The organism is Fibrobacter sp. UWOV1, from assembly GCF_900142495.1.
Lineage (GTDB): Bacteria > Fibrobacterota > Fibrobacteria > Fibrobacterales > Fibrobacteraceae > Fibrobacter.
In genome coordinates this window covers 1-20,177 of the sequence record NZ_FRBA01000010.1, presented here as the reverse complement: position 1 = coordinate 20,177, position 20,177 = coordinate 1, and the positions used below count along the sequence as shown (strand labels likewise).

The 20,177-nt window shown below is 47.8% G+C and carries 13 protein-coding genes; 4 read left to right on the top strand and 9 right to left on the bottom strand.

All coding sequences use genetic code 11. From position 1 onward, the window contains the following. Positions 1-2 precede the first annotated feature (2 nt). From BUC02_RS12570 to BUC02_RS12560, 3 genes are all read right to left on the bottom strand, one after another. Positions 3-833, bottom strand: coding sequence for a TIGR02147 family protein (locus tag BUC02_RS12570; protein WP_073323049.1), 831 nt, complete (start codon positions 831-833; stop codon positions 3-5). 417 nt (positions 834-1,250) lie between these two features. Then, a complete protein-coding gene (locus tag BUC02_RS12565) occupies positions 1,251-3,095 on the bottom strand; it encodes an FISUMP domain-containing protein (protein ID WP_073323047.1) in 1,845 nt (614 codons plus the stop codon). A gap of 9 nt (positions 3,096-3,104) precedes the next feature. After that, positions 3,105-3,941, bottom strand: a complete 837-nt coding sequence (locus BUC02_RS12560; RefSeq protein ID WP_073323045.1) for a TIGR02147 family protein — start codon at positions 3,939-3,941, stop codon at positions 3,105-3,107. Positions 3,942-4,150: 209 nt separating this feature from the next. On the opposite strand from BUC02_RS12560, the gene BUC02_RS12555 reads away from it, so the two are divergent. The 3 genes from BUC02_RS12555 to BUC02_RS12545 all read left to right on the top strand — a co-directional run bounded on the left by BUC02_RS12555 (position 4,151) and on the right by BUC02_RS12545 (position 8,183). Continuing rightward, positions 4,151-5,167, top strand: coding sequence for a GSCFA domain-containing protein (locus BUC02_RS12555; protein WP_073323043.1), 1,017 nt, complete (start codon positions 4,151-4,153; stop codon positions 5,165-5,167). A 121-nt stretch (positions 5,168-5,288) separates the two neighbouring features. Continuing rightward, complete coding sequence (locus BUC02_RS12550) at positions 5,289-6,698, top strand: endo-1,4-beta-xylanase (protein WP_254794217.1); 1,410 nt, start codon at positions 5,289-5,291, stop codon at positions 6,696-6,698. A 96-nt stretch (positions 6,699-6,794) separates the two neighbouring features. Further along, the gene (locus BUC02_RS12545; protein WP_073323042.1) at positions 6,795-8,183 is read left to right on the top strand and encodes an endo-1,4-beta-xylanase; all 1,389 of its coding nucleotides are present in this window, start codon (positions 6,795-6,797) and stop codon (positions 8,181-8,183) included. A gap of 19 nt (positions 8,184-8,202) precedes the next feature. Here BUC02_RS12545 and BUC02_RS12540 read toward each other — a convergent pair whose 3' ends face one another. Both BUC02_RS12540 and BUC02_RS12535 read right to left on the bottom strand, forming a co-directional pair. Continuing rightward, positions 8,203-9,033, bottom strand: a complete 831-nt coding sequence (locus BUC02_RS12540) for a tyrosine-type recombinase/integrase (protein WP_073323040.1) — start codon at positions 9,031-9,033, stop codon at positions 8,203-8,205. 18 nt (positions 9,034-9,051) lie between these two features. After that, a complete protein-coding gene (locus tag BUC02_RS12535) occupies positions 9,052-10,644 on the bottom strand; it encodes an AAA family ATPase (protein WP_217653084.1) in 1,593 nt (530 codons plus the stop codon). 81 nt (positions 10,645-10,725) lie between these two features. On the opposite strand from BUC02_RS12535, the gene BUC02_RS12530 reads away from it, so the two are divergent. Beyond that, positions 10,726-11,346 (top strand): restriction endonuclease subunit S, encoded by a 621-nt coding sequence (locus tag BUC02_RS12530; RefSeq protein WP_073323038.1) that lies wholly within the window; start codon positions 10,726-10,728, stop codon positions 11,344-11,346. Here the strand turns inward: BUC02_RS12530 and BUC02_RS12525 are convergent. The 4 genes from BUC02_RS12525 to alaS all read right to left on the bottom strand — a co-directional run bounded on the left by BUC02_RS12525 (position 11,317) and on the right by alaS (position 19,903). Continuing rightward, positions 11,317-12,867 carry a restriction endonuclease subunit S gene (locus BUC02_RS12525; RefSeq protein WP_073323036.1) on the bottom strand — a complete coding sequence of 517 codons (1,551 nt, stop codon included), beginning with the start codon at positions 12,865-12,867 and terminating at the stop codon, positions 11,317-11,319. The two genes, BUC02_RS12530 and BUC02_RS12525, sit on opposite strands and share 30 nt — an antisense overlap. Then, entirely contained in the window at positions 12,864-14,300 is a 1,437-nt protein-coding gene (locus BUC02_RS12520; RefSeq protein ID WP_073323034.1) for a type I restriction-modification system subunit M, read from the bottom strand. Before BUC02_RS12520 ends, BUC02_RS12525 begins: the two co-directional genes overlap by 4 nt. A gap of 6 nt (positions 14,301-14,306) precedes the next feature. Continuing rightward, positions 14,307-17,129 (bottom strand): DEAD/DEAH box helicase family protein, encoded by a 2,823-nt coding sequence (locus BUC02_RS12515; protein WP_073323032.1) that lies wholly within the window; start codon positions 17,127-17,129, stop codon positions 14,307-14,309. A gap of 125 nt (positions 17,130-17,254) precedes the next feature. Then, positions 17,255-19,903 (bottom strand): alanine--tRNA ligase, encoded by a 2,649-nt coding sequence (gene alaS, locus BUC02_RS12510; protein WP_073323030.1) that lies wholly within the window; start codon positions 19,901-19,903, stop codon positions 17,255-17,257. Positions 19,904-20,177 lie beyond the last annotated feature (274 nt).

Here is a 20,177-nt window from a genome sequence, read left to right as displayed (position 1 = left end):
TCCTAACCCTTTTTAGAACTCTTGTTTGTCATGGGGAAAAACTGGATGTTCAGGCGGTACACCTCATCCGTTTCGGTTTCCCTCGTAGCAATTTCAATAATGCGCTTGCGGAACGCATTGATTTCAGCGACAATTTCGTCGTAGGCGCCTTGCGTAATGCCAAGCGTCACGCCCGAAAAATGCCTTTCGTTTTGCGGCACGCCCTCGATTGTGTCGAGCGCGAGTTCGCCCATTTGACGGTGCAGGCCGCGAATCACCGCAGGCGTCACTTCCATGGGCCCAGCCGTAATCGACCTGTCCGTCTGAACGTAATTGCCGTTCTCGTCTTTCTGAAGCATGTTCGCCTTCACCAGAAAGTTCAGCGAATCACTCACCTCGGCAGCGGTAATTTTAGGGAGACACGCCTTTGCAAGAGCCAACGGTTTTGCACCCGGCATGGCCGGCGCAAGTTCGCGAAGCACCGGATTTTTCCAGCTGTCAAAGTAGCGGTACGCATCGGCCTCGACGACCTTCGCCTTGCGACTTTCCGCCATCGCCACCAACTTCTGGAACGATTCCTTTTTAGCCTTGTCCGTCTTGGCGTGGTCAAAGCGCACCAATTCACGGAAAAATTCGAGATCGCCACCAATCAAGTGCATCGCCGCGGCAACGCGAACTGCCGCCTCGCCACTCAGGTTGTAACGTCCCTCGCTTACGTACTTCAGGTAGACCGGCGAAGAAAATCCCGCCGCAGAAGCGAACTCCGGCCAGGTAAACGCAGATTTCGCCTTCTTGTCGGCGTAGTAGTCCGCGATATACTGGCGGTAACTCGTATATTCAAGTATATCTTTCATTTGTCCTCCTCTTAACCCCCCGAAAGCTCGGCCCAAGTTAAGCACATTCTAAATATAACCAATAAATTTTAAAAAATCAATAGTTTTTACAATAAATTTTTCATTATTTTTCAAAATTTTAAGCATTTTTGAAATTTTGATGTAAAAATTGAAGTTTTTCTACAATAAATCAAATTTATATACTTAACAAACCGGACAGACAACAAACATCTAACCCTTTTGGAGTTTGCTCCCCTCGTTGTTCGTATACAGAATGCCGAGCGGAGGCAATAGACCGACAGCCTATTGTCGGAGCGAAGGACGAACAACGACTCGCTTTTCCTTTTGGAGTTCTCATACCTCGTTGTTCGTATATATTAAAAGGCGGGCTTACGCCCGCCTTCTCGTTCACCTCCTATCCTCCCAACCCCAAATTCGCTATTCGTTCTTGAGGCAACGGACTGAATAAAATGTCGAAGCAAAGTCATAGCGATAGCTTGCAGAAACAAGACATTCGCCATCCACTCTCACAGAACAACCACCCATACTAACAGCCGAAGAATATCCCGATTGTCCATACCCTTTTTCAATATCAGGGACAGCCACAAAACTTGGTTCATATTTTAGCCAATTTTCATCGTCTCTTATCAAGACCAAACTTTTCATATTAAATCCCGTAGCCACTTCATCAGCAAGCGCCGCAAAAGTCACCCCTTGGCCAGTAACGTATTCAAATAAAGTTTTCCAATCCCTTTGATTCGGGAGACGCCATCCGTCAGGACATACGCCTTGATAACTCATGACATTAGACTGGGACAAATAATCCGCATAATTCCATTTCCAATATGCATCGCCTTCGCCAAGCATCGTCAATATACCTTCGGGATAAAGAGATTTACAATATTTCTCACTTTCCCTACGCTTTTCTCCACAATTAGAAGTTTCAATGAATGTGCACTTATTTAAATCTTCAATCATAGATTTACACTTATCATCCAAGAAAACCGTATCACTTTCAGGAAGAGCAAGGAACACCTTCATCGAGTTTCTATCCATATTCATCGCAGCCTGCCATTCATACAAGCGACCATTTACTTCGCAAGCAAATTCATCACCAGCAAGGCAACCAGTATTTTCATGCAAATTAGATTCGTAAAAATTCAAATTTTCAGCCATCCAAGTTTGCGGTTTACCACCAATGTTGTACGTTACCGTTTTGTAGGATTTTCCATCACGATTATCGACCATCGTTCCGCTCGTAAATTCAATACCCTTATATTGCATTTTCCATTTTCCAGAAAGGCAGACAAGTTCATATTCTTTATAGGGGACCGATTCTCCTTCACGCGAGTCCTTACATTGTCCCAATCCTTGATACTCAGCAATAAAACCCGTTTCCAATTCCAAATACGACACAATCTTTTCATACAGAGCTTTATTCTCTTCACTTGAAGAATAAGCCGCACGAGGAATACTCATATACCGCTTAATATAATCTTCAAAGGCCCAAAGAATAGCACTGGTGTCACCCATATAGTACATAATCACATCTTCATGAACGGTAGATATAAACTCCTTAACACGAATAAACTCATCATCACACTCACTTTGCGGTGTTTCAAAAGGCCCAAACTCCTTATATATTCCATGACTTTCAAGTATATCACGTTCAGCCTTTTTCTCTGCCTCAGCAAAAGGCATTCCGGCAGCCACATAACTCCGTAAAACAGGGACTTTCATAAGCGTCAAAACATTTACTTCAATATTTTTAGACACTCGAAGATCCACAATTGCAGTCAACTCAGGAACATAAGTACCAGTAAGACTGTCTGCGCAACTTTCGTTTCCATCAAAAGGAGATCCCCATGGCTGACAATAATCCAAACTATCTGGATTAAAAACACTTATCCGAACATACGGGCTATTGAGTAAGAGATTCTCAAAACCAAAATGGCCATTACTATCCGAAATCGTATCAACAAAAACAAGCCCCGTCATATCCAACGAAATCGAATCCAGTTCACTAACCCTAACAACCGTTCCCGGTTTTACAGATAAAGTATTTGGCAAATCCGTAGAATCCGACATGATCGCCATTCTAGCTGCAGCATCCACTCGACCCGTCAAGGCATAAATTCCCGTTTCTTCTTCGGAAGCGCCACCCGCAACAGACTTGCCATCGGAACACGCGACAAGCGCATTTGTGAGGAATGCCGCGAACATCATGGCGAACGGCATCGCCACACTGTAGATAAACTTTCTGCTCATTTTAACGTTATTCATAGTTTCCTCCTAACCCTTTTTATTTAAGCCCTGTTTGTTCGTCATCGGGAAAAACTGGAGATTCAAGCGATATACTTCGTCCGTCTCGTCTTCCGCGGTGGCAATTTCGATAATCTTCCTGCGGCACGCATCCAGTTCCGCGACAATCTTGTCGTAGGCGTTGCGCGTGATACCCAACGTCACGCCCGAAAAGTGGCGTTCGTTTTGCGGCACGCCCTCGATTGTATCGAGCGCGATTTCACCCATCTGGCGGTGAAGCCCGCGAATGGCGACGGGTGCAGCCTCCATCGGGCCGGTCGTCACGAACTTGTCGGTCTGCACGTAGTTGCCATTAGCATCTTTCAAGAGCAGATTCGCCTTGACAAGAAAGTTCAACGATTCACTGACTTCAGCGGCAGTGACCTTCGGGCGGCACGCTTTTGCCAGCGCCAAGGGCTTTGCACCCGGCATGGCGGGAGCAAGTTCGCGAAGCACCGGATTTTTCCAGCTGTCGAAATAGCGGAACGCGTCACCCTCGATAACCTTGGCGTTGCTCTGCTTTGCAATGGAGAGCATCCTCTCGAAAATTTCCTTCTTTATGTTGTCCGTAACGGCATGGTCAAACTCCACCATCGCGCGAAAATATTCCAGCCGGTTCCCGCTTAGCCCCATGGCCTTTGCCACACGCTCGACGGCATCTTCGCCCAGGTTGAAACGCCCCTCGCTCACGTATTTCAAGTGGACCGACGAGGAGAACCCCGCCATCCTTGCAAACTCCCGCCAGGTAAACGCAGACTTCACCTTCCTTTCGGCGTAAAAGTCCGCGATGTACTGACGGTAGCCCGTATATTCAAAGACATCTTTCATTTTTCCTCCTGACAAAGCCCCGCTTCCGAGGGCTTCACGTTACCAAATATACCTCTTATTCCGCAAAAGTCAACTTGTTTTGCAATACAAAAATTGCGTTTTTACTCAAATTTCGACAGCAATTTAAAAAATCATAAAAAATTTGCATTTTTCTATAATGCAAGGCCGCGCTTATTTTCAAGGTATCCGCCTTTACCTATATTTACGGCATGGAACTTTTCACCAGAGTAGATACGCCCAAAGCAGGATTCGAAATTGACTACACGAGCCGCATCGCGTTTTTCGGGTCGTGCTTTGCAGACAACATATCAGCACAGTTTGCTGCACGCAAGTTTAGCGTGCTCGCGAACCCGTTCGGGACGGTGTACAACCCGGTATCTATCGCAAGGCAGATTAGGGCAATCGCCGACGGGAAAGTTTTCGGAGAAAACGACGTCTTTAAGGACGAACGCTGCGACGGACTTTGGCACAGCTGGGACGCCCACAGCTCGCTTTCGGCAAGCACCCGCGAAGAATGCATCGCCAAGTTGAACGCTGCAACAGCACAAGCCCGCGATTTTCTGCGAAAGGCAGATGCCGTCTTTATTACGCTCGGCACCGCATTCGTTTACTATTTAAAGGACAGCGGCATGCCCGTTTCGAATTGTCACAGGCAAGACCCGAATCTGTTCACGCGCAGGATGATTTCGGTAGAAGAGGCGGCCAGCGCCATCTGCGAAATCGTCGAAAACCTGCGCAAGATAAAAAATCAGACCAGGATTGCTTCGCCTTCGGCTCGCAATGACGTTGCAAGATTTACAAGCGACAACACCCCCCGCATCGTCTTTACCGTGTCGCCGCTGCGGCACATGGGCGACGGCGCGCACAACAACACGCTTTCGAAGGCGACGCTGCAACTCGCCATCAACAAGGCTCTAGAAGAGGCAAACGCAACCTACTTCCCGAGTTACGAAATCGTGATGGACGAACTGCGCGACTACCGCTTCTATGCCGACGATATGGTTCATTTGTCCAAAACCGCCGAGGAATACATCTTTAAACAGATGACAGAGACCTACTGCGACAGCACCACCCGCGAGAACATGGCGAAAGTGGAAAAGTTCTTGAAAATGGCCAACCACCGTATTCAAGACGAGAGCTCCCCCGCCACGCAGCAACTCAAAAAGAAAATCGCTTCGCAGGCGGCAGAACTTGAAAAGCAAATTCCGGGACTCTCGTTACGCTGACGTCTTCATTTTCGCCCTAAAAAACAGAACTTTTGGTTTCGGTATATTTACATCTTTTGCAGTCATTTTTGATTATTTTATACACGAGTGATCGTGTGGGGCGATAAAATAAGGAGAAGTAATGATGAGCAATCATTCCATTGCGGGTTTCGCATTGTGCGCGACCCTTCTCGGTGCAGGCCTCACAAGTGCCGTCGCTGCAGATGAAACACTCAGGTCACTGGCAGACAAAAACAACATCTATATCGGCGCCATTCTGAACTCGCAGTGGTTTGGCGGCGGCCTCCCCGGAAACTACGAACAAGTTCACAAGACGCAGTTCAACATCGTCGTTGCCGAAAACGAGATGAAGTTCGACGCAACCGAACCTAGCGAGAATAGGTTCAACTACAACAACGGCGACAAGATGGTCAGGTACGCAAAGCAGAACGGCATGCGCGTCCGCGGCCACGCACTCGCCTGGCACAGCCAGGTCCCGAACTGGGTGAACAACTACAAGAACGACAAAAAGAAACTGCTCTCCGTTCTCAAGAACCACATCGACAACGTGGTCGGGCACTGGAAAGGCCAGGTGGACGAATGGGACGTGGTGAACGAGGCCATCAGCAACAACGAACCCCAATGGCGTACCTATTCCGTGTGGTACCAGGGAATCGGCCCCGAATTCATAGACTCCGCCTTCGTGTGGGCGCACGCCGCCGACCCCAACGCGGAACTCTGCTACAACGACTACAACCTCGAACAGGGGGTCAACCCGAAAGCCAAGGCAGGGTTCTTGCTGGAACAGGTGAAGCGGTGGGTCGCAAACGGCATTCCTATCCATTGCGTAGGTTCGCAGACCCACGTGGAAGACACCACCACCGACAAGCACTTTATCGGTTCGCCGGACAGTCTCCGCTCGCTTGCCAAGGAACTTGCAAAGCTCAACGTCAAGCTGAAAATCACCGAGCTCGATATCGGATTCAAGAGCGGCATTAACGTGAGCAAGAGCGACCTTGAACGCCAGGGGCAGACTTTCCGCCAGTACCTGGACATCATTCTTGAAGAACCGAATGCAGACACTTACCTGATTTGGGGCGTGTCCGATAAATGGAGCTGGCTTGGCGGCCTGAACAGGCAAAAGGGCCTTATCTACGACGATAACCTGCAACCGAAACCAGCTTTCGACAGCATTCTGGTGAGACTCCAAACGTATGAACCGCCGCAGGATACGACAAAGCAGGACACTACGAAAACCGACACGACTAAAACGGATACGACCAAGACTGATACGACATCGAACGATTCCACAATCGCAATCAAGAGCATTGCCGGCATGAGCAGCCTCTCGATGCACCTCTCTGGCCGCACGCTATTTATTGCAGGCGCCACCGCCGCCAAGGTCGACGTGTTCGACATGCAGGGCCGCCCGGTATTCAGCGCAAAGGATGTGAAGGGCTCCGTGGAATTGCAAGGAATTTCCAGGGGACTTTACATGGTGCGCGTGCGCGACGGTTCTAAGAGTCTGATGCAGAGAGTCACCATCAAGTAATTTGCTACAATATCTCAAACAAGTAAGGACTAGGATTGATTTCCTAGCCCTTTTTATTATCTTTAGCGACGGTGTACTGGGATGATAGAGGAATTTATGAAACATACTCTGTCATTTTCGCGCATTGTATTTAGCGCAGCTCTTATCGGTGCAGGATTTTCCAACGCCGTTGCCGACGAAACCATTCGAGACCTCGCCAAGGAACGCCACCGCTTTATCGGTACCATTCTGAACAGCGAATGGTTCAACGACGCCATCGAACCGGAATTCGAAGAAATTCACAAGACCCAGTTCAACGTAGTGGTAGCCGAAAACGAAATGAAGTTCGACGCCACCGAACCGCGCGAAAACGAATTCAACTTCACGAAAGGCGACAAGATGGTCGAATACGCCCAGGCCAACGGGCTCCGCGTACGTGGTCATGCCCTCGCCTGGCACAGCCAAGTCCCCGGCTGGGTGAACAACTACAGCGGTAAAAAAGAAAAGTTGCTCAGCGTACTCAAGAACCACATTGACAGCGTGGTCGGCCACTGGAAGGGAAAAGTCGCCGAATGGGACGTAGTAAACGAAGCCATTAACGACGACTACAATCACGACTGGCGTTCTACCGGTTCAGTGTGGTACGAAGGCATTGGCCCTGAATTCCTGGATTCCGCATTCGTATGGGCGCATGCTGCCGACCCCGATGCAGAGCTCTGCTACAACGACTACGCCGTAGAATGGGGCATTAACGATGGTTCCAAGGCGGGCTTTGTATTGGAACAGGTCAAGCGCTGGAAGGCAAATGGCATTCCTATTACTTGCGTAGGCACGCAGACACATATCGAAATCGCCCACGAAACCACGCCGCAGAACGTTCGCGCATTTGCCAAGGCTCTCGCAGAATTGGACGTTACATTAAACATCACCGAACTTGACATCGGGTTCCCGAAAGGATCCGCAGGCAAACTCACCGCCGCAGACTACGAGAAGCAAGGGCATCTGTACCGCCAGTTCATGGACGTTTTCCTCGAAGAACCGAACATGGGCGAATTCGTGATTTGGGGACTCACCGATGCTCACAGCTGGCTCGACGAGCAGCAAGGCAAGACCGAAGGACTGCTCTACGACAAACAATACAAGCCGAAGCCCGCCTACGATAGCATTATGGTCAGCCTCAAGGCTCACCCGGCATCTGAAGTAAAATCACCGTATCCAGATTCTCTATTTGACGCGCCATGCGACGGCAATTGCGGAGATTCCTCTGAAGCAATCAAGAGCATTGCCGGCACGAGCACCCTTTCGATGTACCTCAGCGGTCGCACGCTCTCCATTGCAGGCGCCACTGCCGCCAAGGTCAACGTGTTCGACGTGCAAGGCCGCCCAGTATTTAGCGCAAAGAACGTAAAAAAGGCCGTCGAACTCAGCGGACTTTCCGAAGGTTTATTCGTAGTCCGCGTGCGCGACGGCTCCAAGAGTCTGATGCAGAGAATTGTGGTCAAGTAAAATTACACAAAAAAAAGTTCTACCACGTCACCACCTTATTCACGACTTCACGCTGTTCGCTTGCAGTTTGCCGCAAATAAATACGTGTCGTTTCAATATGTTCGTGCCCCATAAGATCGGCAAGCAAAGCGATGTCGTTTCGCTTTTCCAAAAAGTTCTTAGCAAAGCGGTGGCGAAACGAATGAGGATAAACAACGGCTTCATCTAGGCCATACTTCTTTGCGAACGCTTTCAGTTGTGAGGCAATCCCCCGCGGGGTAATTTGCTTGCCAAAACGATTCAAGAAAAGGTATCCACTCGACCGTCCATCCTTCGCAAGCCATTTCAAAGCTTCTTTTTGCAAAGTTTCAGGAATGTAGAGCCGCCGCAACTTTCCGCCCTTCCCGTAGATATCGAAATATCCGCACTCCACATGCTCCACCTTGAGTTTCACAAGCTCCCCCACGCGGGCACCCGTAGCCGAAAGAAACCACACAACAAAATACCACTTGGTCTGACCATCTTGCAATAGACTCGTTTTCAAAAATTGGTAATCCGCATTACTGATAACATTTTCCAGAAAACTTTTCTGCTGAACCTTGACATTCTTGACGCGGAGTTTCGATTTGCCTGCGAAATCCAAATACTTGTTAATACCTTGAATCCGCAAATTAACCGTCTTTGGTTTAAAATTTTCGAGAAGAAAATTCTTGTAATCCGCAAGCGACTTGCGACCGAACCGCCCGAAATGCGACTTGAAGAAGTCCGCTGTCCAGCAATACGAATCCATCGTATTGACAGCAAGGTTCTGCCCTTCCAGATACTGGTAAAACGAAGGTCTTTCTGCAAGGTAGAAAACGAAACAATCCATCGCAAGTATCTCCTCTCCTTATTGAAAAAGGTCTGCTGCCGTCACACATCCTTGAACACAGGATTCATATTTCCCTTTAGCCAATCCAAAGGGGGTAATCATGGTCAGGTGCAAAGTCTTGTTCGTTCGCACATTCTCTCTAAAAATATCACGTCGTTCTTTAAGCCAATCTGCATAATCTTTTTTGATTTCAAACGGTCGATCGCAATACTTGATTTCGCATAAGTCAATCACCCTATCGATCCGATCAATAACCAAATCTATCTGTGCGCCGTTCTCTCCTTTTTTAGTCCATGAGCAAACATCACTTGCAATCCCTGATATGCCCAAAGCTTTTTTTATTTGGTTTATATGGTGTATGCAAACCTGTTCATAAGCGTAACCTTGCCAAGCATTGCGTTTGCCATCGGGCAAATGACTCCAGGCATTTTCATCCATGCCGTTATAATTCTTGACAAACCGCACAAAGAACAGTGTGAACATGTCCGTCAGCTGGTATAACGCTTCGTTTCTTCTTTTTCCGAAAGATAGATAATGCCGAATAAAATCGCATTTTTCCAAGTTATCAAGAACTATCGAGAAAAAACCATTGTCCAAAAGTTTAAGATTCGACATCATCTCGCTACGAGTCATGCCAATCATTTTTGACGATAAAAGTTCCACAACTTTCTTGTATGCTTGTGCCTCGCTATAAAGCGAGTTAAAAAGGAAGTCATATTCCGTTTTTAACACCGCGTTACGCTTAAAAAATAGGTTGTCTATATTTTGCCGCAAACTTAAAGAGGGGCTCAACAGAGACAAATAATAAGGAACTCCACCCAATACCATGTAAGTCTCGATAACTTCCATATCGGACCAGTCAAAGCCCATATAAGTCAAGTATTGACTTGTTTCGTGCAAGGTGAACGGAGAAAGGCAAATCGGCATTGTCACACGATTGTGCAAACCGCCCTTATCACCTAGCAGTTTATTAATCATCCAGGTTGTGGCGCTGCCACAAACAATCAGCTTTAGTCGATTGCAATCAGAACCCCAGCTGTTCCAAAACATTTCAAGAGCCTTTAGGAAATTCGATTTGGGAGTATCGAGCCAAGGCAATTCATCAATAAAAACGACAAACCGTTCCTTTTTTAAGGATTGCAGATACTCTTGAAGCTGATCAAAAGCCTCAAACCAATCTTTAGGCGTGTTCCTTCTCTGTTTACTGTATTTCAGTAATTGCTTTTGCCAATTTTTCAATTGTTCAGAACGAGAGACCTGATAGACTCCAGTCGTATAAAAATCAAACGAGCTTTCAAAGAACTGCTTTACCAGAAAAGTCTTGCCGATTCTCCTGCGACCATATATCGCGACAAACTCAGCTCTTTCACTATCCACACACCTTTGGAGAACTTTTTTCTCCTCATGACGCCCGATAATTGAGCGAATTTCGCCAAAAATGCCCGATTGCACTGCGGAAAGTGCACCTTTCACCCCACTTTCCGCCATGTAATAAGCACTTTTTTCGCAAATTGAGCAAATTTGCGGCATTTTGATACTAGAAATTAGGGAAAAATAGAGTTTACCGACTAATTTTGATGCGGTAAAAGTCGACACATTCTGCTTGCTCATATACTACCTCACTCCGTTTACATGCTATAAAAAACGGGTTACTGCACAAATATACACTATTTTGAAAATTTGTCAAGAGGTTTGGAATTTTTCCTGAAAAAAAATGTAAGGCATAACCCCCATTATGAGAAGTTGATCGATATTCCCTTTGAAATCCCTGATTCCTGGGAGTGGGTAAAGTTGGGGAATATATGTACAATTTCGTCTGCAAAGCGAGTTCTAAAGGAAGATTGGAAAGAAACAGGAATACCCTTTTATCGTGCTAGAGAAATCGCTCAGTTAGCCAATGGTGAAATTGTAAAAGACGATTTGTTCATAACCAAAGAATTGTATGAATCACTGAAAGATTTATATGGAGTTCCTCAAACGGGTGATATATTGATGTCAGCAGTGGGGACTATCGGAAAAACATATATTGTGAACAAAGACGATTGTTTTTATTACAAAGACGCAAGTGTTATTTGTTTAAAGAAAAAACATGCAGACATTTCATCAAAATATTTAAAAATGCTTTTTTCTAGTAATTACTTGCAAAAACAAATGTTCGCCAATTCCAACGGAACAACGGTGGATACGATAACAATATCTGTTGCGCAAGGATATACAATTCCTTTCCCGCCGTTGGCAGAGCAGAAAAGAATCGTGGATAAGATAGAAGAAATCTTTAAATCGTTAGACGAGATTTCTCTCCATTTGGTCTAGCGTAGAAAACAATTCCTCAATCTTCGCAACAATTCGAGCTTGCTCAGCAAGCGGAGGGAGTGGAATTAGGCCGTTTTTTGCATCGTTTGTACTTAGACGAGGCATTTTTACGCCATACCCGCACATTGCTGTGTAATCTAGAAAATATCTAGAGCGCAACACCATGCATAAATAATGGTTGGAAATAAATGTCGTTTTTATAGGCATTATTTCTGTAGTACAATAGCCATCATTGGAAGCTACCAAAACTTTGTTTAAGTAAGTTCTAAGTTTTGAGTATAGTACATCACCTTTTTCAAATTGATGCCTTACACCATTTATTTGACGTTCCGATTTTGAAAAAAAATGGAGTATTTTCCCTGAATCTTTTTCGATATCTTCAAGCTCTAAGATCCAAGCTGTTTCAGGAATACGTTTTACTTCAACATTGTCGCATTCTCCGTAATTAGCGATATCCTTAAGTCTACACCAAACCCAATTCTCGGGTATGTCAAACGGAATTTCATCTTTGCTTATTGGGGCAAGGAGATTCCCGCCTTCGCGGGAATGACGTTTGTAGTTAGAATCTCTCTCGTCTTTCGTCTCTCGTCTTTCGTCTAAACCCATCTTCTCATAATGGGGGTTATCACGTGTTATTCGTTCTAACAAAACGCTGGCGGGTTCGTCGGATTTGTTTTGGGGAACGAGTTTGCCGTGAATGGCGAGGTCAAGGATTTTTTGGCGGGTTTGCTTGATATGGGTTTTGAGAAGTTCCTTGTTCTTTTCGATTGCATCGATTTCGGCGAAGGCTTCTTCAATTTTTGCGACAATACGTTGTTGTTCCGCAAAGGGGGGGAGCGGAAAAAAGTACTCTTGAGCAACAGATATTGTTATTGTATCAACCGTTGTTCCGCTAGAATTAGCATACATTTGTTTCTGCAAAAAATCGCTTGCAAGTAATATTTTTAGGAAAGTTGGCGATATGTTCAAAGATCTTATTTTCAAGCAAATGACGCTAGCATCTTTATAATAGAAACAATCATTTTTCTGAACAATATATGTTTTTCCTATTGTCCCAACAGCAGACATTAAAATATCTCCAGGTTGGGGAACACCATATTGTCTTTTTAAAGATTCGTATAGTTCTTTAGTTATAAATAAATCGTCTTTTACCTTTTCTCCATTTGCCAGTTGTGCTATCTCTCGTGCTCTATAAAAGGGGATTCCAGAATCCTTCCAATCCTCTTTTAAAACCCTTTTGGCTGAAGAAATATCACATACATCCCCCAGTCTCACCCATTCCCAATTTGCGGGAATTTCAAAGGGGGCTTCGCTTTTGTCGAGGGGGATGATCGTTTTTGCTGCAGACGAAGAAGGCGATCCCCGCCTACGCGGGGATGACAGTGTAGAGGAGGATGACGAGACCTTCGAAGAAATCTGTTCTAACAGTTCACGAGCGGTGCCGTCGCTTTTGAGTTGTTGCGTGAGCTTTCCGCGAATGGCGAGGTCAAGGATTTTTTGCTTCAGGAGTTTCGTGTTCATCCGTCGATTCCCTTGAGCATCTTGGCGAGTTTTTCGGAGTGGGCAGCAATTTCCTTCGCTTCATCCTTGATGTTTGCCAAAAGGTCGGCAAGCGTCACGTCTTCAATATCGTCCTTGTCCTTAATCCAAGTTATGTCGAGGCTCGTCTTGTCGCGGGCCAGGAGTTCCTTGACATCATACTTGCGCCAACGCCCGGTCGGGTTTTCTTCGCTCCAAGTTTCTTTGCGTTTAGCGATGTTCTTTGCATTGTAGCAATTCACAAAATCATCAAGATCGCTGCGTTTCAGGGGTCTTGTCGCAAGCGTGTGTTTGACGCCTGTACGGTAATCATAGAACCAAGTTTCCTTGGTGGGGCTTCCCTTGACAAAGAAAAGCACATTTGCCTTCACGCCGTTCGCGTAGAAAATTCCCGTGGGGAGCCTGAGGATTGTGTGGAGGTTGAACTCGGTCAAAAGTTTTTTGCGGAGAGTTTCACCCGCACCATCTGCAAAGAGAACGTTATCCGGCAACACCACGCCCGCACGGCCACCATCCTTGAGCATTAGCATCATGTGTTGCAAAAAATTCAACTGGTTGTTGGTCGTCGTGACAATCAAGTCGGTACGCATGGTGGTAATATCCACGCTACCTGCCGGACGCGTTCCGAAAGGCGGATTCGCCAAAATAACATCCACCAAATGTTCAGGTTCGTGTTCCAAGGAATCAACGCACTTGACAGGAGTCGTATCCGGGCTGACATCGTGCAAGTAAAGGTTCATGCTCGCCAAGGTCACCACCAAAGGCGTGATGTCATTACCGCTAAGAGCCTTTGTCTGCAAGAACTTCAACTTTTCGATATCGTTGCTCTGGCGCTTCATGTAATCGTACGCGGCAAGCAAAAAGCCACCTGTTCCACAAGCAGGGTCTGCAACGGTTTCCGTAATTTTCGGAGCCACGACATCGACCATGGCGTTAATAAGCGGACGCGGAGTAAAATACTGCCCTGCACCGCTCTTTTTATCTTGTCCGTTCTTTTCAAGAATGCTTTCGTAAATAGCACCCTTGATGTCGCCTTCCATGCTGAACCAGTTTTCTTCATCAATCATGTTGATGAGCTTTTTAAGCATGGCGGGCTTTTGAATCTTGTTCTGCGCTTCGGTAAAGATTGCGCCAATCAGGCCGTCTTTGGATTTGAGCGTTTCAAGAATTTTTTCGTATTTCGCCTGCAAATCCGGACCGTCAAGAGAAAGCAAATCTTTCCAGCGGTTGCCCTTGGGAATAGCACTAGTGAGTCCGTAGGATTCCTTTTCTGCATCCATCTTCAGGAACAGCAAGTAAGTCAGCTGGATAATGTAGTCGGTAAAGCCCACGCCGGCAGCCGCAAGCACATCGGCCATATTCCAGACCTTTTTCGTCAATGTCGTTTCGGATTTTACTTCAATCTGTTTTTTCATCTTTCTTTACTGGAACATGAACTTTGTCAGGTTCTGGATTTCGGTATTAACATTTTGCGGGCCGAAGAGTTTTGCCGCCTGCAAGAATAGAGGTTTTTCGTACTGCATCAAGATTGGCGCCGAGACGCAACCGTTCTGCACAACATATTGAGCAATCCTCTTAAGCACCTGCTTTTGATCTTCGTTTAACACGCGTTGATTTTGACCGCAATATAATTCAAAAAGGCTGGCAGAAGTGCTTTGCAATGAATAAAGCGACTCTTTTTGCCCCAAAGCGTAACGCACCAACTGTATAAGGTTCGTCAAAAGGCCAACTTCGTCCTTTTCCAGGTCCTTTACTTTTCTGGCCTTACCCACTTTATTCACGGACAATGTCTTGTAGCAAGTCCAAAGATTCTTCTCGTTCAGCATCGGATTGAACTTTTCGAGTTTGCGCTTCAAATCCGAGAGCATTTCGTAGGTAATGGCAACATCTTCGCTGTTGTAGATAATGCGCAGAGCTTCCACTTCATCACGATTCTGCTCAATAAAATCCTTAAAGATTTCCGCATACTTTTTAGATTCATCAATGCTGAAACCGGAGTATACTAGACTATCAGTGCCTTCATGCTGAATCTTGATAAAGCCACGATTGATTTCAAGGAGAACCTTACGAACCTTGACATTGTTGATGACCGCAGAAATCAACTCCCTGCGTTCAATGTTAGCGTCGTTGATGTCCTTGTATTCCGGTAAAGGATGCGTCGAGAATTCGTTCTTACCTGTGAGGGCATCATAAATTCGACTTACAAAGAAATACAGGGATGTGGTCGCCAGCAACTTGTTAACTTCGCTCAAATCTTCCTGTTCTGCCTTGTTGTTTATTTTCGAGAGATAACCCGCAAACAAATTCAAGTGCTCATCAGGAACTTCGCCATGGGCCAGGCGTTCCATCAATCTTTCGAGTCCCAAGGTCTTGTGAAATTCCGCATCGCTAGTCGCACCCGGAAGCTTCATTTCGTGTTCGGTAACACCAACCGCATCGACTAAATAGAAACAATCCTTGCTCGTTCCGTTCGGTGTTGCAAGCTGGAACTTGTCATCGTCCATCGTTCGGCAACCGCGACCCTTCATCTGCGTGTAAAGTACGGCGGAATTGATATCGCGCATGAACACTAGGACTTCCAAAGGTTTCACATCCGTACCGGTCGCCACAAGCGTCACCGTCACCGCAATGCGAAATTCCTTCTCGTTCCTGAAATCGGAAATCAGCTGATTGGAATTCCCTGCCTTGCATGTAATCTTCTGCACGAACTTTTCGGGGAGCTTGAGCCCCACCTTTTCAAATTCAACGGCAAAGGACTGCTTGATGGCATCAACGATGTTATCGGCGTGGCTGTCGGTCTTTGCAAAGAAAAGCGTCTTGGGAATATATTTCCAATTGCGGACAGGGTCATCGCTCAAACGTTCCGGGTAAAGCGACGAATAAATGGCTTGCTTAAAGGAGTCAACTACGAGCCTAATCTGTGCCGGGTTCACTACACTGCGGTCTAATTCGGTACTTTCGTACTTTTGGTCCTCTTTCTGAATTTTCTTTTGCTTGGAACCATCCAAGAGCGTAATGCGCTCTACGTGTTCGCCCTGACCGATTGTCCCGCCCTGCGAACTGACTAAAGTCTTGATGCGGAATACACGCGGGGGTACGTTCACGCCATCGCGGATAGAATCTTCGAGGGTGTATTCTACCACCGTATTCTTGTTGAAGAACGCGTAAGCTTCTTCAGTCGGAGTAGCAGTCAATCCAACAACACGAGCCGTATTGAAATAATCGAGCACCTGTTTCCATTTGCCATAAATGGAGCGATGACATTCATCCACAATAATCAAATCGAAGGTATCTCTTGCAACCTTCAAATCTTGCGGAAGTTCAATGCTTACGGAGGACTGATCGTTTGTGGAGTCGCCATCAAGTTCTGATTCGTCATCGTCGGTATCAACAAAGGTTTGCCCGGTCAAAACAGCATAAAGACGCTGAATGGTAGATATCACCACATGGGACTTTTCGATATCCTTCACGTTGTGGAGACGCTGAACGACATACTCATCACTAAACGGAATTCCTGTTTCCGTAAGCTTGTATGTCCCGAACTCGCCTTCGGCTTGTTTGCCAAGGTTGTTGCGGTCCACCAGGAACAAGACTTTTTTAGCCGGGGTATAATTGAGCAGACGATACGCCGCTGTGCATGCGGTAAATGTTTTACCAGCACCCGTTGCAAGGACAATCAAAGCCTTTTTCTTGCCATGCTTAAAGCTCAGTTCCAAGTTGCAAATTGCATCGTACTGGCACTGGCGCAAACCTGCTTTGGCCTTCGTCTGCACTGCGGGGACCGCAGGCATTTTTGCAAATTCAGATTTAAGTTCTGCACGAATTGCGACTTCTTTCGGCGTGAACATCTTTTTAAGTTCAAGGAACTCCAGAGGCTCTCCAGCAGCGAAATTCCTTCGATCGCAGAACAGCAGCTTGTCTCCATTGCTCATGAAAAGGAATGGTAGAGGCGTAGACCAAGTTTGACACCAAGATGGAAGCCCGATTGAATAACCAGCAACTTGATCTGCTACCTGAGTTCCTAAATTATTTTCTGCGCGTTTTGCTTCCAATACGCCGATAGCTTTGCCATCCAAGAATAAAATGTAATCGGCTTCTTTTTTCCCTATTGTGATAGCTTCCATGACGGCTTGCGCATTTTGTTTTTCTGAATACTCAGAACGCGAAACAACGGCCCAACCGGCAGTGGCGAGCTTTTCATCTATCAATACGCGTGCTTCTTCTTCGGGCTTTAATTCACTCATGAATTTCTAAACCCTAAAATAACTTATTTTCTAAAAACAGGAGATGCCCGCCTACGCGGGCATGACAAAAAAGCGGGGATGACATGCTATTGTCGCGCGGTTTGTTTCCGCGCAAAACACTTTAATTAAGCACCCAGCTTCGCTCTAATCCAGTTGTTGGCGTTCGCGATGGCACCGGCAATCTTGTCGACTTCCTTGGTACCAGCCTGAGCGCGGTCCGGGCGTCCACCGCCGCGGCCACCGCAAGCAGCGGCGAGGTCCTTCACGAGGTCGCCGGCCTTGATGCCCTTGGCCTGAACGTTCTTGCCCACCATCACGGCGATGCTTCCGTTGCCTTCGCCCTTGTTCGCAATCACGGCGACGCTGTCGGTGTCGAGCTTGTTCTGAACGCCGTCCAGCAAGTCCTTGTACTTTTCATCGGGGATAGAAAGTTCGCGAACGTAAAGATTCACGCCAGCCACGTTGATGCCGCCGTTCAGGAGTTCGGCAGCGGCGAGGGTCGCAAGTTCCAACTTCACGGACTGCAGACTCTTTTCCAAGTTCTGAGTCTTAGCGAAAGACTGCTGAATGCGGTCGAGAACTTCGGCGTCCTTGCAGCGAAGCTGTTCGCGGAGGGCCGTCAAAATCTGCGTTCCGGCACGGAGCAGCGAGAGCGCGCCACGGCCAGAGACGGCTTCGATACGGCGCACGCCAGCAGACACGCTAGATTCAGAAACAATCTTCACCATGCCGATGTTACCGGTGTTCTGCACATGCAAGCCACCGCAAAGTTCGCGGGAGAATTCGACGCCAGCGTCACCCATCTTCACGACGCGGACCTTGTCGCCATACTTTTCGCCGAACAGAGCCATGGCACCACTTGCCTTCGCTTCATCAACCCCCATCACCTGGGTGTTGACCGGCAGGCATTCCATGACCTTCGCGTTCACGATGTCTTCCACCTTCTGGATTTCTTCGGCGGTCATCGCGTTGAAGTGGCTGAAGTCGAAGCGGAGGAGTTCGTTGGAAACGAAGCTACCCTGCTGCTGCACGTGAGTGCCGAGCACCTGGCGGAGAGCGGCCTGCAGCAAGTGAGTGGCGGAGTGGTTCTTGCGAATGTCGTTACGGCGGTCGTTATCGACGGTAGCCATGAACAGGTTACCCATCGTTTCTTCATTTGCCGTGCCCTTCTTCACCTTACCGCGGCAGAGGGCGGTGTCGTTCACCTTCACGGTGTCGAACACGTCAATTTCCAGGTCTGCAGAAACGAGCGTTCCCTTGTCGCCGACCTGGCCACCCATTTCGGCATAGAACGGAGAGGTTTCGAGCACGATGCTCAAAACGCCCTTGTCTTCACGCCAGCGCACAACCTTCGTTTCGCAAGCGGAAAGTTCATAGCCCACGAACTTGGTGCTTTCTTCGCTGTACTGCGTCCAGCCTTCGGTACCCATCGTATTGATGCCCTGCTTCATGTTGGCGCGGGCGCGGGCCTTCTGTTCTTCCATGCACTTGTTGTAGCCTTCTTCGTCAATCGTAAGGCCCTTTTCTTCGGCGAGAATGCCAGTAAGGTCCGGCGGGAATCCATAGGTATCATAGAGCAAGAACACCTTGTCACCCGGCACGGTCTTTGCGTCGCCGAGTTCAGCCACGATGCCGGCAAAGCGTTCGAGGCCGGCGTCCAGCGTGCGGATAAAGCTTTCTTCTTCGCTCTTGATGACGCTTGCCACGAATTCCTTGCGTTCGCGGATTTCCGGGAAGGCGTCGCCCATCGTGTCGGCGAGCACCTGCACCAGCTTGTAGATAAAGGCTTCCTTCTGGCCCAGCAGGCGGGCAAAGCGGCTAGCGCGGCGGAGAATGCGGCGGAGCACATAGCCACGGCCTTCGTTGCTCGGCAAGGCGCCATCGGCAATAGCGAAGGAGATTGCACGGATGTGGTCGGCAATCACGCGGTGCGGGGTGCCGGCTTCGCCATCGTTGTACGGAACGCCAGAGAGTTCAGCAATCTTTGCGATAATCGGGGTGAACACGTCGGTGTCGTAGTTGCTGGTCTTGCCCTGAAGAATAGCACAGATACGTTCGAAGCCCATACCGGTATCGACGTTCTTCGCCTTCAGCGGAATGAGGCTGCCATCGCTCACGCGTTCGTACTGCATGAACACGTTATTCCAAATTTCAATATAGCGGTCGTTTTCGCCGTTCACGCCCTTGATGGGGTCCTTGAACGTTTCGGCCTGCGTAGCGAGGTCGCCGCGGTCGTAGTGGATTTCGGAGCAGGGGCCGCACGGACCGGTGTCGCCCATTTCCCAGAAGTTGCTGTGGGCGTCAAAGCGCATGATGCGGTCATCCGGGAGGCCGGACACGTCCTTCCAAATCTGCCAGGCTTCGTCATCGTCCTGATAGACTGTTGCGAACAAGCGTTCCTTCGGGAGTTTCCAAACTTCGGTCAAAAGTTCCCAAGCCCAGGCGATAGCTTCTTTCTTGTAGTAGTCGCCGAAGCTCCAGTTGCCAAGCATCTCGAAGAAGGTGTGATGGTAGTTGTCGCGGCCCACCACGTCGAGGTCGTTGTGCTTACCGGACACGCGGAGGCACTTCTGGCTGTTGCATACGCGCTTCCAGCCCTTCGGATTGTCGCCCAGGAAGATGGCCTTGAACTGGTTCATGCCCGCATTCGTGAACATGAGCGTCGGGTCGTCATGCGGAACCACCGGCGAAGAACGCACAAAGAGGTGGCCCTTGGATTCAAAGAACTTGATGAAAGATTCGCGCACCTGCGCAGAAGTCATTATTTCGGACATAGCTATTCCTTTAATTTTTACGGCACAAATTTAGTAAAAAACAGACTATGGAGAATGAGGTATGGGGTCGCGGCTACGCCGCTTTGAGGTATGGGGTATGAGGAGTTTGCCGCCATGAGCCTGCCCCGGACTTGTTCCGGGGTAACGCCCCGTCAAGGAAGACCTAACTCGTTGTCAGGTGTCTTATACTGAAAAAAGTTGACACTACTCAAAAAAGCAGGAGTAGTGCCAATGAAGACAAAACAGGTAATAAAGAGAGTCGCGGAATACGACC